The 15,873-nt window shown below is 54.4% G+C and carries 12 protein-coding genes; all 12 read right to left on the reverse strand.

What is annotated here, in order from left to right:
- Window positions 1-102 precede the first annotated feature (102 nt).
- Entirely contained in the window at window positions 103-948 is an 846-nt protein-coding gene (gene kdsA / locus AO726_RS02860) for a 3-deoxy-8-phosphooctulonate synthase (protein ID WP_058066533.1), read from the reverse strand.
- A 3-nt stretch (window positions 949-951) separates the two neighbouring features.
- On the reverse strand, window positions 952-2,583 hold the full coding sequence (locus tag AO726_RS02865; RefSeq protein ID WP_058066534.1) for a CTP synthase: 1,632 nt from the start codon (window positions 2,581-2,583) through the stop codon (window positions 952-954).
- 163 nt (window positions 2,584-2,746) lie between these two features.
- Window positions 2,747-4,060, reverse strand: a complete 1,314-nt coding sequence (tilS, locus tag AO726_RS02870) for a tRNA lysidine(34) synthetase TilS (RefSeq protein WP_058066535.1) — start codon at window positions 4,058-4,060, stop codon at window positions 2,747-2,749.
- The gene (accA, locus tag AO726_RS02875) at window positions 4,061-5,011 is read right to left on the reverse strand and encodes an acetyl-CoA carboxylase carboxyl transferase subunit alpha (protein WP_058066536.1); all 951 of its coding nucleotides are present in this window, start codon (window positions 5,009-5,011) and stop codon (window positions 4,061-4,063) included.
- A gap of 172 nt (window positions 5,012-5,183) precedes the next feature.
- The gene (gene dnaE / locus AO726_RS02880; RefSeq protein WP_058066537.1) at window positions 5,184-8,705 is read right to left on the reverse strand and encodes a DNA polymerase III subunit alpha; all 3,522 of its coding nucleotides are present in this window, start codon (window positions 8,703-8,705) and stop codon (window positions 5,184-5,186) included.
- A gap of 112 nt (window positions 8,706-8,817) precedes the next feature.
- Window positions 8,818-9,414, reverse strand: coding sequence for a ribonuclease HII (gene rnhB / locus AO726_RS02885; protein ID WP_058066538.1), 597 nt, complete (start codon window positions 9,412-9,414; stop codon window positions 8,818-8,820).
- Window positions 9,414-10,547, reverse strand: coding sequence for a lipid-A-disaccharide synthase (lpxB, locus tag AO726_RS02890; protein ID WP_058066539.1), 1,134 nt, complete (start codon window positions 10,545-10,547; stop codon window positions 9,414-9,416). Before lpxB ends, rnhB begins: the two co-directional genes overlap by 1 nt.
- Window positions 10,548-10,550: 3 nt before the next feature.
- Window positions 10,551-11,327, reverse strand: a complete 777-nt coding sequence (gene lpxA / locus AO726_RS02895) for an acyl-ACP--UDP-N-acetylglucosamine O-acyltransferase (protein WP_058066540.1) — start codon at window positions 11,325-11,327, stop codon at window positions 10,551-10,553.
- Window positions 11,324-11,764 (reverse strand): 3-hydroxyacyl-ACP dehydratase FabZ, encoded by a 441-nt coding sequence (gene fabZ / locus AO726_RS02900; protein WP_058066541.1) that lies wholly within the window; start codon window positions 11,762-11,764, stop codon window positions 11,324-11,326. Before fabZ ends, lpxA begins: the two co-directional genes overlap by 4 nt.
- A gap of 52 nt (window positions 11,765-11,816) precedes the next feature.
- Entirely contained in the window at window positions 11,817-12,875 is a 1,059-nt protein-coding gene (lpxD, locus tag AO726_RS02905; protein WP_058066542.1) for a UDP-3-O-(3-hydroxymyristoyl)glucosamine N-acyltransferase, read from the reverse strand.
- Between the two features lie 2 nt (window positions 12,876-12,877).
- Window positions 12,878-13,381, reverse strand: a complete 504-nt coding sequence (locus AO726_RS02910) for an OmpH family outer membrane protein (protein ID WP_058066543.1) — start codon at window positions 13,379-13,381, stop codon at window positions 12,878-12,880.
- Between the two features lie 42 nt (window positions 13,382-13,423).
- Complete coding sequence (gene bamA, locus AO726_RS02915) at window positions 13,424-15,820, reverse strand: outer membrane protein assembly factor BamA (protein WP_058066544.1); 2,397 nt, start codon at window positions 15,818-15,820, stop codon at window positions 13,424-13,426.
- Window positions 15,821-15,873: the final 53 nt, after the last annotated feature.

Raw genomic sequence — 15,873 nt, forward strand, 5'->3', positions numbered from 1 at the left:
CAAAATATTGAGGAAGGGTAATAGCCGTAGCTTCACTGCCAACTGCCTGCTCTCTGGCACAAAAGCTGATAGCAGCGAAGGTACATTATCGAAACAGCCTGATCAGGCTGTTTCGATGGGTGCAAAACTCTTGATCAAATCATCCAGCTGCTTGAGCTGAGTCAGGAACGGCTCAAGCTTGTCCAGGCGCAAGGCACACGGGCCATCACACTTGGCATTATCAGGATCAGGGTGGGCCTCAAGGAACAAGCCTGCCAACCCCTGGCTCATACCAGCCTTGGCCAGATCAGTGACCTGTGCACGACGTCCACCCGCTGAATCGGAACGCCCCCCAGGCATTTGCAGCGCATGGGTGACATCGAAAAAGACCGGGTAATTGGTCTGCTTCATGATGCCAAAGCCCAGCATGTCTACAACCAGGTTGTTGTATCCGAATGACGAGCCTCGTTCGCACAGAATCAGCTGGTCATTCCCGGCTTCTTCGCACTTGGTCAGGATATGTTTCATTTCCTGGGGTGCCAGAAACTGGGCTTTCTTGATGTTGATGACCGCACCGGTCTTGGCCATGGCCACTACCAGATCAGTCTGCCGGGACAGAAAAGCCGGCAGCTGAATGATGTCGCATACATCTGCAACCGGCTGAGCCTGGTGCGGCTCATGCACATCAGTGATCACCGGGACGGCAAACGTCTTTTTGATTTCCTCAAAAACTTTCATCCCCTCTTCCAGGCCTGGGCCACGGAAGGAGTTGATTGAGGAACGGTTAGCCTTGTCAAAGCTAGCTTTGAAGACGTACGGAATACCCAGTTTCTCAGTCACCCGCACGTACTCTTCGCACGCGCGCATGGCCAGATCACGGGACTCGATGACATTGATCCCGCCAAACAGAACAAACGGTTTGTCGTTGGCAATTTCAATGTTGCCGACCTTGATGATCTTCTGCGCCATAAATCAGGCCTTCTTCGCTTGCTGCGCCAGTGCTGCGTTGACAAAGCCACTGAACAGCGGATGGCCATCCCGTGGCGTCGAGGTGAACTCGGGGTGGAACTGGCAGGCCACGAACCACGGATGATCCGGCGCCTCAACCACTTCAACCAACGCTCCGTCACTGGAGCGACCGGTGACTTTAAGGCCAGCAGCTGTCAGCTGCGGCAACAGGTTATTGTTGACCTCATAGCGGTGACGATGACGTTCAACAATCACGTCCTTGCCGTAGCAGGCATGGACCTGAGACCCCGATTCAAGCTGGCATTCCTGGCCGCCCAAACGCATGGTACCGCCCAGATCAGAGGCATCTGTACGCTGCTCGGTTGCGCCGCTGGCGTCCTGCCACTCAGTGATCAGACCAACGACCGGGTGTTGGCTGGCTGCATCAAACTCAGTGGAGTTGGCATCCTTCCATCCCAGTACGTTACGGGCGTACTCGATAACCGCCACCTGCATACCCAGGCAAATACCCAAATAAGGGATCTTATTCTCGCGGGCGTATTGAACGGTCTTGATCTTGCCTTCTACACCGCGCAGACCAAAGCCGCCCGGAACCAGAATGGCGTCAACGCCTTCAAGGATGTCGGTGCCTTTGTTCTCGATGTCTTCGGAATCGATATAACGCAGGTTGACCTTGGTGCGATTCTGAATACCCGCGTGGCTCATCGCCTCAATTAGGGACTTGTAGGCATCCAGCAGCTCCATGTACTTACCGACCATGGCGATGGTGACTTCTTTTTCCGGATTGAGCTTGGCGTCAACGACACGGTCCCATTCGGACAGATCAGCACTGCCACACTCCAGCGCAAAGCGCTCAACAACGAAATCATCCAGCCCCTGAGCATGCAGCACGCCCGGAATCTTGTAGATGGTGTCGACATCTTCCAGCGAAATCACCGCACGCTCTTCAACGTTAGTGAAGAGCGCGATCTTGCGGCGCGAGGCCACATCGATCGGGTGATCGGAACGGCAGATCAGCACATCAGGCTGAAGGCCGATAGAACGCAGCTCCTTCACGGAGTGCTGAGTCGGCTTGGTTTTGGTTTCGCCAGCGGTGGCGATATACGGAACCAGGGTCAGGTGCATCAGCATGGCGCGCTTGGCACCCACTTCAACACGCAATTGGCGAATCGCCTCAAGGAACGGTTGCGACTCGATGTCCCCCACAGTGCCGCCAATTTCAACCATGGCAACATCGGCACCAGCGGCGCCTTTGATGATGCGACGCTTGATCTCGTCGGTGATGTGCGGAATAACCTGGATGGTTGCTCCCAGATAATCACCACGGCGCTCACGGCGCAGTACGTCTTCGTACACGCGGCCAGTGGTGAAGTTGTTGTTCTGGGTCATGGTGGTGCGGATAAACCGCTCATAGTGGCCCAGGTCAAGGTCGGTCTCAGCGCCATCGTGGGTGACGAACACCTCACCGTGCTGGAACGGGCTCATAGTGCCCGGGTCGACGTTGATGTATGGGTCCAGTTTGAGCATGGTGACCTTCAGGCCCCGCGCCTCCAGGATAGCCGCCAAAGATGCCGAGGCAATGCCTTTCCCCAATGAAGAAACAACACCACCTGTGACGAAGATGTAGCGCGTCATGAAAAACCCTAGAAGTCTGCGTTTAGGCGGTCAGTACCGCCGAAGAAAGCGAAGGAAAACTGAAGCCACCCACTGCATTACGCAATGAGCTAGCCCTGCCGAATCCAGAGGAGTCGACAAAAGCTGTAGTAAGACGGGAGCGTAGTCTACCCGAAAGGGCTTATCAGCTCAAACCTTGATCACTCGTCGGAGGAATCCAGTTAATTAAGCCGCGATCTCCAACAATCGAGCGCAATTGCGGGACATTAGCAATCGCCACAACCGCACCATCGCGACGCAGCAGCGGCAATCGGTCACGGACAAATACAGGAATACACAACTCATTTAGCAACCGCTTGAGGTCGCGACGCCCACGCCCGCTCACCTCAGCCACCTCTCCCGGACGCCTGTAACCTACGGTGTAATGCCCAACGCTCGGCAACACACCGACTTCGACCCGCCCATTACCCGGCAGGCATAGAGCTTGCCCACTACGCACAGGCCACTCGTGCTCCGCCACAGGCTGGAGCCAACAGCCACTAAGCCACCACACACGCCCTCCCGTACGCCTGAGCTCACCCGAATGCAGACGCCAGACCGGCACCGCATCAGCATCAGCATCACGTAGCGCCACCCACCCTGCCCAGTGCACACTGTCTGGCATACGTGTGAATGGCCGCAACCAGAAGCGCAGCGCGTTACGCTGCCGGGCCTCACTAAGACCACGCAAAACTTCAAGATTGAGAGACGGCAGCCCCAGCCAGCCAATACCAGACGAGTCTGCAGCATCCAATAGATCAATCGCCGCCAGTTCATCTAATAATTCACCGGCCTCTGCCTGGTGCGCAGCTGAGCGCGCCATCGCCATGGAAACCTGTGGCCAACGTTTCGCTAATTGAGGCATCACCTGCTGGCGTAAATAGTTACGGGAGAAATGCTCATCGGAATTAGACGGGTCTTCTACCCAGTGCAACCCATGCTCATCAGCATATTCCTGCAGTTCAGCACGAGAAAACCCCAGAAGCGGCCTCACCAAGTGCCCAGCACCCAGCGGGCGTATGACTGGCATAGCTGCCAACCCCTGCACTCCCGCGCCTCGCACCAGACGAAACAACAACGTTTCAGCCTGGTCATCACGATGCTGGGCCACGAACATCACTTCATCAGCCCCAAGGCGCTCTGTAAATGCCTGATAGCGAGCTTCGCGGGCACGTTGCTCTAGACTTCCCGTATCTTCGACCTGCACGTACACGATCTCAAGCGGGACATGAAGACCAGCACACAGCGCACGGCAATGTTCTGGCCAAGCATCGGCCGCAGCTTGCAGACCATGATGGATGTGAATAGCGGAAATAGGTGGGAGAGACTCGCGCTGCGCAAGCTGTACCAGTGCATGCAGAAGCACTGTGGAATCCAGCCCACCGGATAATGCCACCCGCCAGGCCGGAGCTGCGCGCCAGGGAGCCAGTTGCTCCAGCAACCTGGCACGCAGGGTCATTTAGGCGATGCCGTAACTCATCAGGCGCTCATAACGACGCTGCAGCAGCGCTTCGGTATCAAGTGCCTTGAGAGTTTTCAATTGCTCAAGCAGTGCCTGGCGGATGGATTCAGCTGCAGCTGCAGGATTGCTGTGAGCACCACCGAGCGGCTCATTAATCACCTGATCAACGATTCCAAGACCTTTCAGGCGCTCAGCCGTAATACCCATAGCCTCTGCAGCGTCAGGCGCTTTCTCAGCGGTTTTCCACAAAATGGAGGCACAACCCTCCGGCGAAATCACCGAATAAGTGGAGTACTGCAGCATGTTCAGCTGATCACAGACACCAATGGCCAACGCACCACCGGAACCACCCTCACCAATAACGGTGGCAATGATAGGAGTTTTCAGGCGAGCCATCACGCGTAAGTTCCAGGCAATCGCCTCACTCTGGTTACGCTCTTCCGCATCAATGCCAGGGTATGCACCCGGCGTATCAATGAAGGTAATGATCGGCATTTTGAAACGCTCAGCCATTTCCATCAGGCGGCAGGCCTTACGATAGCCCTCAGGACGCGGCATACCGAAGTTGCGGCGCACTTTTTCGCGGATATCACGACCTTTCTGGTGTCCGATCACCATCACCGGCTCACCATCCAAACGAGCAACACCACCTACGATGGCAGCATCATCAGAAAAGTGGCGATCACCGTGCAACTCATCGAACTCAGTGAAAACATGCTGAAGATAGTCGAGCGTATACGGGCGGCGCGGGTGGCGCGCCAACTGGGCAATCTGCCAGCTGCTGAGATTGCCGAAAATGCTAGCCGTCAGCGACTGGCTTTTGTCCTGCAGGCGGGCGATTTCATCGCTGATATTCAACGAGTTGTCGTTACCAACCAGGCGAAGCTCTTCGATCTTGGCTTGCAGGTCGGCGATCGGCTGTTCGAAATCGAGATAATTCGGGTTCATATTCATCCGTCTTGCGTCGACGGCCGAGTGGCCGGGGAGCTGTATCCGTAATCGCGCTCTACCTTATAGCAGCAAGCGCACTCTGGTCGACACCCGGTTCGGCACGAAATCTTTCAATGCCGCACACCTCGGATGTCAGTTCCGCGCGGTGAGCTCTTCGCCCACCTAAATTTTAGCGGTAGTGCAAAAAGACGTTGTCACGACCAAACTGGTCACGCAATGCCTGAATCAGACTATCTGCAGGTTCGATTTTCCACTGCTCTCCGAACTGCAACAGGGCCTTGGCGTCCTCACGGGTGTAATCAACACTGATCGGGCAAGCCCCTTTGTGCCGCTTACATAGGTCCTGTAACCAACGCAGACGCTCGCCCTGAAGATCCGCCGTGGTGACCTTCAAACGCAAGCTATCCGCCAGCCCTGTGCGTGCTTCTTCAAGACTCATGACACGCTTGGCGCGCAGGCGCATACCGCCGGAGAAATCATCATTGCTAACCTCCCCTTCGACCACCACCAGCGCGTCTGTCTGCAATAACGCCTGAGCACTGTTAAACGCTTCAGCAAACAACGATGCCTCAATACGCCCGGAACGGTCATCCAGGGTAATAAAGCCCATTTTGTCGCCTTTCTTGTTCTTCATAACCCGCAGGTTGATGACCAACCCTGCAACCGTCTGAGTATCACGGGCCGGCTTCAAATCAATAATGCGCTGGCGGGCAAAACGCCGGACTTCACCTTCATATTCATCAATAGGGTGACCGGTCAGGTACAGACCCAGCGTGTCCTTCTCACCCTTGAGACGCTCCTTGAGTGTCCACTCACGGGCATTGCGGTGGTTCGCATAAACGTCTGCATCAGCGTCGGCGAACACCCCACCGAACAGGTCCATATGGCCGCTATCATGGCTACGCGCTGTCTGCTCTGCGGCCTGAATAGCTTCCTCCATCGCTGCCAGCAGGACTGCCCGGTTACGGTCAATGTTAGCCTGATAGGCCTTGGGCTCTTCATGGAAATGCGGACCTAACCGATCCAGCGCGCCTGCACGGATCAACGCCTCCAGCGTACGCTTGTTAATACGCTTGAGATCAACCCGATCACAGAAATCAAACAACGTTTTGAATGGACCACCCTCGTGTCGGCATTCGGTAATGGCTTCAACCGGCCCTTCACCCACGCCCTTGATCGCGCCCAGACCATAAACAATCTGCCCATCATCATCCACGGTAAAGCGGAACTCGGAGTTGTTTACATCCGGGGCAACGATACGCAGCTTCATGCTGCGACACTCTTCAATCAGGGTCACGATCTTGTCGGTGTTCTGCATATCCGCAGTCAGCACCGCAGCCATAAACGGCGCCGGGAAGTGTGTCTTCAGCCAAGCGGTCTGATACGAAACAAGTCCATAAGCGGCAGAGTGCGACTTGTTAAAGCCGTAACCCGCAAATTTTTCCACGAGGTCAAAGATGTTGCCCGCCAAGTCGGCATCAATATTGTTTTTGGCGCAACCTTCAATAAAGCCGCCGCGCTGCTTGGCCATTTCCTCGGGTTTTTTCTTACCCATAGCCCGGCGCAGCATGTCCGCACCACCCAGGGTGTAGCCAGCCATGACCTGCGCAATCTGCATCACCTGTTCCTGATACAGAATGATGCCGTAAGTAGGCTTGAGTACGGGCTCAAGGCCTGCGTACTGATAATCCGGATGCGGATAGGAAAGCTCTGCGCGACCATGCTTACGGTTGATGAAGTCGTCCACCATGCCCGATTGCAGAGGACCGGGACGAAACAGGGCTACCAGAGCGATCATGTCTTCCAAGCAGTCAGGCTTGAGCTTTTTGATCAGTTCCTTCATCCCACGGGATTCCAGCTGGAAAACCGCCGTAGTTTCGGCCTTCTGCAACATCGCGTAGGTGGCTTTGTCATCCAGAGGGATGAAGTCAATATTCACCGGCTCCAGGCCCTTTTTAGCCTGCTCACGGTTAATGATCTCCATTGCCCACTTGATGATGGTCAGCGTACGCAAGCCGAGGAAGTCGAACTTCACCAGCCCCGCAGCCTCCACGTCGTCTTTATCGAACTGTGTAACGAGACCGCCGCCTTCCTCATCACAGGCGATAGGCGCAAAGTCGGTTAGCTTGGTTGGAGCGATTACTACACCACCGGCATGCTTACCGGTACCTCGGGTAATGCCTTCCAATTTCAAGGCCATGTCCCAGATTTCAGCGGCCTCTTCATCATTCTTGAGGAAGTCCCGCAGCGGCTCTTCCATCTCGAAGGCCTTTTCCAGGGTCATGCCGACTTCGAATGGGATCATCTTCGACAGGCGATCCGCCAGACCGTAAGACTTGCCCTGCACCCGAGCCACGTCACGCACCACCGCCTTGGCCGCCATACTGCCGAAGGTGATGATCTGGCTAACGGCGTTACGCCCGTAGGCCTCAGCCACGTAATCAATCACCCGGTCACGGCCTTCCATGCAGAAGTCGACGTCAAAGTCGGGCATGGAAATACGTTCAGGGTTGAGGAAACGTTCGAACAGCAGGTCGTAGGCCAGTGGATCAAGGTCAGTAATCTTGAGCACATAGGCCACCAGAGAACCCGCACCCGAACCACGACCCGGTCCAACCGGCACGCCGTTATTCTTGGCCCACTTGATGAAGTCCATAACGATCAGGAAGTAGCCAGGGAATCCCATCTGGATGATGATATCCAGCTCAAAATTCAGCCGGTCGATGTATACCTGACGCTTGGCATCATAATCGGGTGTGTCTTTGGGCAGCAGAATGGCCAGACGCTCTTCAAGGCCTTCAAAAGAGGCATGGCGCAAATAATCATCAATCCCCATGCCATTTGGCGTCGGGAAGTCCGGCAGGAAGTATTTGCCCAGCTGAACCTCAATATTACAGCGCTTGGCAATTTCAACCGTGTTTTCCAGCGCCTCCGGTAAGTCACTGAAGAGCTCAGCCATTTCAGCCGGCGACTTCAGGTACTGCTGATCGGAATAGTTACGCGGCCGACGCGGGTCATCCAGCGTGCGCCCTTCACCAATGCAAACCCGCGTCTCGTGGGCCTCAAAGTCATCCTGCTTGATGAATCGCACATCGTTGGTTGCAACCAACGGTGCACCACAACGATCGGCAAGCGCCACCGCCAGATGCAGATACTCTTCATCGTTAACCCGATTAGTGCGTTGCAGCTCGAGGTAAAAACGATCCGTGAATACCGACATCCACTCTTCAAGTAAGGCTTGCGCAGTGGCGTCCTCACCGCTTAGCAGGGCCTGCCCGATCTCACCCTCTTTAGCGCCGGACAGTGCAATCAGCCCTTCGGCCGCCTCTTTGACCCAGTCGCGCTGAATAATGACCAGATCATTGCTCTGCCCTTCGGTCCATCCCCGGGAAACCAGCTCAGTCAGATTACGGTAACCCTTGGCATTCATGGCCAATAGGGTCATACGGCTCAGCGGACCGTCCTCCTCGGCACTGGCCAGCCAGATATCTGCACCGCAAATCGGCTTGATGCCACCGCCCATGGCCGTTTTATAGAACTTCACCAATGAGCACATATTGCTCATATCAGTGACAGCTACCGCAGGCATGCCCGCCGCTGCTACCGACTTGACCAGAGGTTTAACCCGTACCAATCCATCTACAAGGGAAAACTCGGTATGTAGACGCAGGTGGACGAATGAAGGAGTCATGGCAGCCCTAAACAAAGCAGGAGAAACGACAAAAGAGGGATTGTACAGTCAAGCGGCAGGTGCGCCACAAGTGTATGTTCAGACCGACCCACTCGTGGAAAGTTGGCGTGGATCAGTCCTGCAGCAGCGCTTTGACCGGCCCAAACGAGCGCCTGTGAATCGGCGTTGGCCCCAAGCGACGCAACGCTTCAAGGTGCACCGGGGTTGGGTAGCCCTTATGCCCAGCAATGCCGTAGCCCGGATACTGCTGATCCAGCACAAGCATCTCGCGATCACGACTGACCTTGGCCAGAATCGAAGCAGCAGCAATAGCCGGAACCTGGCTATCGCCCTTGACCACAGCAGCGCTTGGCACATTGAGCTTCGGGCAGCGATTGCCGTCGATCAACGCTAACTCCGGGGTTACCCGTAGGCCCTCAACTGCACGCTGCATCGCCAACATTGTGGCGTGGAGGATATTCAGACGGTCAATCTCTTCAACTTCAGCCCTGGCGATAGACCATGCCAAAGCCTTTTCCTGAATTTCATCAAACAGCTTTTCACGGCGAGCTTCTGAAAGTTTCTTGGAGTCATTCAAACCCAGAATTGGCCGCTGCGGGTCCAAGATCACCGCAGCCGTGACCACAGCACCACACAGCGGACCACGCCCAACCTCATCAACACCGGCAACCAGTTCCTGTACCAGCGAAAAATCCATTCCAAGCTGCATCAGGCATGGCCTACTAACGTCAATACAGCATCTGCTGCCTGCTCGGACGCACTGCGACGCAAAGAGCGATGGATCACATCAAAGCCCTCTGTCTGAATCTGCCCGCCATCAATCAAGGGAGACAGCGCTTCCGCCAGCGCCTCAGGCGTGGCCGCATCTTGAATCATTTCTGGCACCAGCAAACGCTGAGCAAGCAAGTTAGGCAAAGAGATATAAGCGCTCGTTACCAGCCGTTTGAGAATGCGATAAGTCATAGGTGCAACCTTGTAGGCCACCACCATCGGGCGCTTATACAACAAAGCCTCAAGGGTCGCGGTACCAGAAGCGATCAAAACCGCGTCACAAGCAGCCAGCGCCTCATGAGAGCGACCATCGAGCAATGTTAGGGACAAATCACGACTCGCCAACATATGTTCAAGCTGCTCACGCCGCTCAGTACTTGCGCAAGGTAGAACAAACTCAATGCCTGGACGCATCGCCCGAAGAGACTCTGCTGCATCCAGAAACAACTCTCCCAGACGGGCGACTTCTCCGCCACGACTGCCGGGAAGCAAAGCCACGACCGGCTGATCGTGGGGCAGGCTAAGCGCATGGCGCGCTTCGGCTCGATCAGCTTCAAGCGGGATTGTGTCCGCCAGCGGGTGACCTACAAAGCGCACCGGCACCTGGTGCTCTTCGTAAAATCGCGCCTCAAACGGGAACAACGTCAGCATGAGATCGCACGCATCGCGAATCTTCAGTACACGCTTTTGCCGCCATGCCCATACCGAAGGGCTGACATAGTGCACCGTTTTGATTCCAGCTTGACGCAGCTTGAGCTCAACATTCAGATTGAAATCCGGGGCATCGATACCGATAAAAACATCCGGCTTCTCGGCAATCAGCGTCTTGATCAGACGTTTACGCCGCGACAGCAGCTCGGGCAAGCGCCCCAGCACCTCCACCAAGCCCATAACGGCCAGACGTTCCATTGGAAAATAGGAGTTCAGCCCCTGAGCGCTCATCAGCGGCCCGCCGATACCGATAAAACGAACATTCGGATGACGCGCCTTAAGTGCCTGCATCAGGCCTGAACCAAGAATATCGCCGGAGGCCTCACCCGCAACCAGTGCAACCGTCAGTAACTCAGCCATAACTTAGCGGGTAATGCCGCGCTTTGAGGCCAAAATCGAGTCGCGGAAGACTGCAACCTCTGGGAATACCCCAGCCGACTCATTCAGCTCTGCCATCGCCTGTTCAACAGTCAGCCCCTGACGGTAAACAATTTTGTAAGCCCGGCGCAGTGCGGTAATGGCCTCAGCAGAGAAGCCACGACGACGCATGCCTTCAAAGTTCATGCTGCGGGCCTCAGCAGGATTACCGAAGACCGTCACATAAGCAGGTACGTCTTTACCAATAGCTGTCCCCATGCCGGAGAAACTGTGCGCACCGATATGACAGAACTGATGCACCAGCGTGTAGCCGGACAGGATTGCCCAGTCATCAACCCATACGTGCCCAGCCAGTGCCGTGTTGTTCACGAGAATGCAGTGGTTCCCAATAACACTGTCATGGCCAATATGTGCATAAGCCATGATCAGGTTATGGTCCCCAATCGTCGTCTCACTACGATCCTGAACCGTACCACGGTGAATGGTGACCCCTTCACGAATCACATTGTGATCACCGATCACCAGACGCGTTGGCTCACCTTGATACTTCAGATCAGGCGTGTCCTCACCAATCGTTGAAAATTGGTAAATACGATTGTGCTTACCAATCTTCGTCGGACCTTTAATGACCACGTGAGACGCGACGACTGTTCCCTCAGCAATTTCCACATCGGCTCCAATGATTGTCCAAGGGCCAACAACAACGTCGTCAGCAAGCCTGGCAGTGGGATCGATAATGGCGCGAGGGTCAATCAAACTCATAGTTTGCGTTCCGCACAGATGATTTCGGCCGAGCAGACTTCCTTACCATCTACGCTCGCCGTGCATTCAAACTTCCAGATACTGCGCTTATTGCTTAAATATTTAGCCTCAAGCATAAGCTGGTCACCCGGCACAACTGGCTGGCGGAAACGCAGCTTGTCTGAACCGACAAAGTAGTACAGCGTACCGTCAGTCGGCTTTGCATCCATCATTTTAAAACCAAGAATACCCGCTGCTTGCGCCATGGCTTCGATGATCAGAACGCCCGGCATGATCGGGTGCTCAGGGAAGTGACCGTTAAAAAACGGCTCATTGATACTGACATTCTTGTAGGCACGAATCCACTTGCCTTCAATATCCAGCTCTGCCACGCGATCCACGAGAAGAAATGGATAACGGTGAGGCAAGTATTCGCGAATCTGATTAATGTCCATCATGTGCTGAGAAGCCTGTCAGAGAAAATAAAGAAACCGGTATTAAATTACCGGCTCAGGCATCAGATGAAATGTCGCCCGCTGAGGTCACGGCCTCAAGCTGCTTTTCCAACTGTTGAAGACGACGTGCCATATCGTCCAACTGGCGAATTCGGGCCGCACTCTTGCGCCACTCGCCAGCGGGCTGCATAGCAGTCCCTGAAGAGTAGGAGCCAGGCTCCGTAATATTACGCGTCACCATGGTCATGCCGGTAACGAAGACGTTGTCGCACACCTCAATATGGCCGACCATTCCGACGCCACCCGCAATCATGCAGTTCTTACCGATTTTGGTACTGCCGGAAATCCCACAACAGCCTGCCATCGCGGTGTTGTCACCGATCTGAACGTTGTGCGCGATCATAATCTGGTTATCCAGCTTGACGCCGTTTCCGATCAAGGTGTCAGACAGTGCGCCACGGTCAACCGTTGTATTAGCACCGATCTCAACATCATCACCAATACTGACTCCACCGATCTGGGCGATCTTCTGCCAGACACCCTTCTCGTTCGCGAAGCCAAAACCTTCCCCACCAATTACTGCTCCCGACTGGATCACCACGCGTTTACCGATCCGCACGTCGTGGTACAACGTGACGCGGGGAGCCAGCCAGCCCCCCTCTCCAATCACCGAACGCGCACCGACAAAGGATTGAGCACCAACGGTCACATTAGCGGCAATTTGTGCGCCAGCTTCAATCACCGCATAAGCGCCAATTGAGGCAGAAGGGTCTACCTGAGCCCCGTCGGCAATGAGTGCCGTGGGGTGCACCCCGGGTAAAGCTCGGGGTTTGCGATCAAACAGATGAGAAAGTTCTGCATAAGCCAGATAGGGATTGCTGACAACCAGTGCGTTGCCGTCATAACCCTGAGCATCAGCCTCGGTGAGCAGAACGGCGCCTGCCTGAGTAGATGCAAGAAACTTTCGATACTGGGAATTGGCCAGGAAAGTCAGATGTTCCGGTCCGGCATCCTGCAAAGTTGCCAGACCCGATACAATTTTATCAGCAGGGCCACTGAGAGTAGCCCCGAGACGCTCAGCGAGTTCGCCGAGAGTGAACACTGTAGAAGTCATAATCAACGCAGTTTGTTCATAGCCTCAATAACCTGGCGGGTAATGTCGAACTGCGGTTTCACGTCCACCACAGCACCACGCTCAAGAACCAGATCGTAGTTACCACGCTTAATGACGTCCTCAACAGCCTTATCCAGGTTCGGCTTCAGCTTCTTGAGCATTTCACGATCAGCAACGGCTTTGGACTCGTTCAGCTCCTTGGACTGGAACTGGAAATCACGGGCTTTCTGCTTGAATTCAAGCTCAAGACGCTCGCGTTCTGCGGTTTGCATCTTCTCGCCATCTTTCACCAAGCGGTCCTGAATACGCTTGGCGTCGCTTTCCAGCGTTTTCAAGCGGTTCAGCTGAGGACCAAATTTCTTCTCGGCATCCACGGCGTAACGCTTGGCTGCATCGGACTCAAGCAGAGCCATTTGATAATTCAAAACCGCGATTTTCATTTCTGCAAAAGCGGGGGTTGCAAACATCACAACACTTAAAACAACCAGCTGAGTCAACTTACGCACGCTGCAACTCCTGAAAAACTGTTGGTATTCGATTTGACTAGGTTAGAACGTCTGGCCAAGGGAGAACTGGAAGACCTGAGTATCAGCGTCATCAGGTTTGACGATTGGCATCGCCAAGCTGAAGCTCAATGGACCCAACGCGGTGATCCAAGTCAGTCCCACACCGACAGAACTGGCCAACTCACCCGCATCAATGTCACTGCAATTCGCCTGATTACTACCACAGTTACTGCTGAAGACGTTACCCACGTCCCAAAACAGTGCTGTGCGCAGCGAACGCTGGTCTTTGACAAATGGCATTGGGAACAGCAGTTCCACACCACCCTGCACGAGGATATTACCACCGAATGGCAAATCATCCTGATCAGGATCGGTACACACACCAGTCTGCGGGTTGCACTTGCCTATATTGTCCTTATGATCCGCTGGCAGATTTGGGTAGGCACGGCTAGGCGTGCTGCGTGGTCCCAAACTATTATCGCGGAAACCCCGTACTGAGTTGAAACCACCTGCGTAGTAGTTCTCATAGAACGGCAGGCCATCGGTTGAACCGTAACCGTCACCGTAACCTAGCTCTGTGTGGAAACGCAGAGTGTAGGTATCAGTGAGGGGTTTGAAGATCTGGCCACGGTAGTCAATCTTGTAAAAAGACAGATCACTGCCTGGAATAGTGGTTTCGAGCACAAGGCTCTGCGAATGACCACGGTTAGCCAGCATGCCACGGTTTAGCGTCGACTCGGACCAACCAATCGAAGCCTTGAAGTTCAGGTAGTCATCACCTTCTTTATTGATGAAGTCGAAGATTTCATCAACCGTGTAGCGACCGGTATTGATCGAGTCATTCTGAACGGACAAACCGTACGTCAGTCGAGAAGTATCGCTGATCGGGTAACCGATATTGACGCCCGCACCATAGCTGTCTACAGCATAACTGGAGACATCAGTATCCAGCTCATCGTAATCAATTTCCCGGAAGAAGGCGTTGTAACCCAGACTCACACCATCTGGCGTCCAGTACGGATCAACAAAGCCGAAGTTGTAGTTACTCTGGTACTCGCTTCGGGTCAGACCGAGGCTCACGCGATTCCCGGTACCGAGGAAGTTATTCTGAGTAATCGAACCTCCCAGAATCAAACCGGCGTTCTGAGCAAAACCAACACTGGCGGTGATCGAGCCGGACGGTTGTTCCTCAACGGTGTAGTTCACGTCAACCTGATCATCAGTGCCGGGCACTTGTGGGGTTTCGACGTTGACTTCCTTGAAATAGCCGAGTCGCTCAAGTCGAGTCTTTGACTGGTCAATAAGATAAGTAGAGGCCCAGCCACCTTCCATCTGACGCATTTCGCGACGCAACACTTCATCCTCAGACTTAGTGTTGCCACGGAAATTAATGCGATTCACATAGGCGCGCTTACCAGGATCAACCACGAAGGTGATTGAGACGGTGCCATCATCGTGCGCCTCAGGTACACCGTTCACGTTTGCAAAGGTATAGCCTTCATTCCCCAGGCGACGGGTGATCAGCTCGGAGGTCGTGGTCATGACCTTGCGCGAGAAAACCTGCCCTTCCTTAACCAGCAGCAGATTACGAATTTCATCCTCAGCGACTTTAAGTTCACCGCTAAGCTTCACGTCGCGAACGGTAAATTTTTCACCCTCGTCAACATTGACCGTTACATAAACGTGCTTTTTGTCTGGAGTGATCGATACCTGAGTCGAGCTGATATCCATATTGATATAGCCGCGATCCAAGTAGTAGGAACGCAGACGCTCAAGGTCACCGGAAAGTTTTTCCCGCGCGTATTTGTCGTCGTTACGGAAGAAAGACAGCCAGTTGGTGGTTTTCAGTTCAAACAGAGCAAGCAAGTCCTCGTCAGAGAACACACTATTGCCCACTACGTTGATGTGCTGAATCGCCGCTACTGAACCTTCATTAATGTTGATCTTCAGCGCCACGCGGTTGCGCGGCTGCGGGATCACTTCTGCTTCAATTTCTGCAGAATAGCGTCCTTGGGCAACATATTGGCGTTGCAACTCGTTACGAACGCCTTCGAGTGTTGCTCGCTGGAAGATCTCGCCCTCAGCCAAGCCTGACTGGTTCAGACCTTTGAGCAGGTCTTCACTGCTGATCGCCTTGTTACCTTCGATCTCAATACTGGAGATTGATGGACGCTCAACCACACTAACAACCAGCACATTGCCGTCGCGTCCAAGCTGGATATCCTGGAAGAAACCGGTCTTGAACAACTGACGCGAAGCTTCTACCAGCGAGCGGTCATCAGCATTTTCACCGACACTCAGCGGTAAGGCCCCGAACACACTGCCGGCGGAAACACGCTGCAAACCGGTTACCCGGATGTCAGAAATGGTGAAGGACTCGGCGTGAACTTCGGTGATCATCAGTGCGGCAATAACCGCAGGTAGCAGCAGACGTTTCATGAAGTCCTTTCTTATTCAAACTGACAATAAAAAACTGTCGCCTGAGGCGACAG

Origin of the sequence: Pseudomonas sp. TTU2014-080ASC (assembly GCF_001446935.1) — a bacterium.
In the GTDB taxonomy this organism is placed as follows: Bacteria; Pseudomonadota; Gammaproteobacteria; order Pseudomonadales; family Pseudomonadaceae; genus Aquipseudomonas.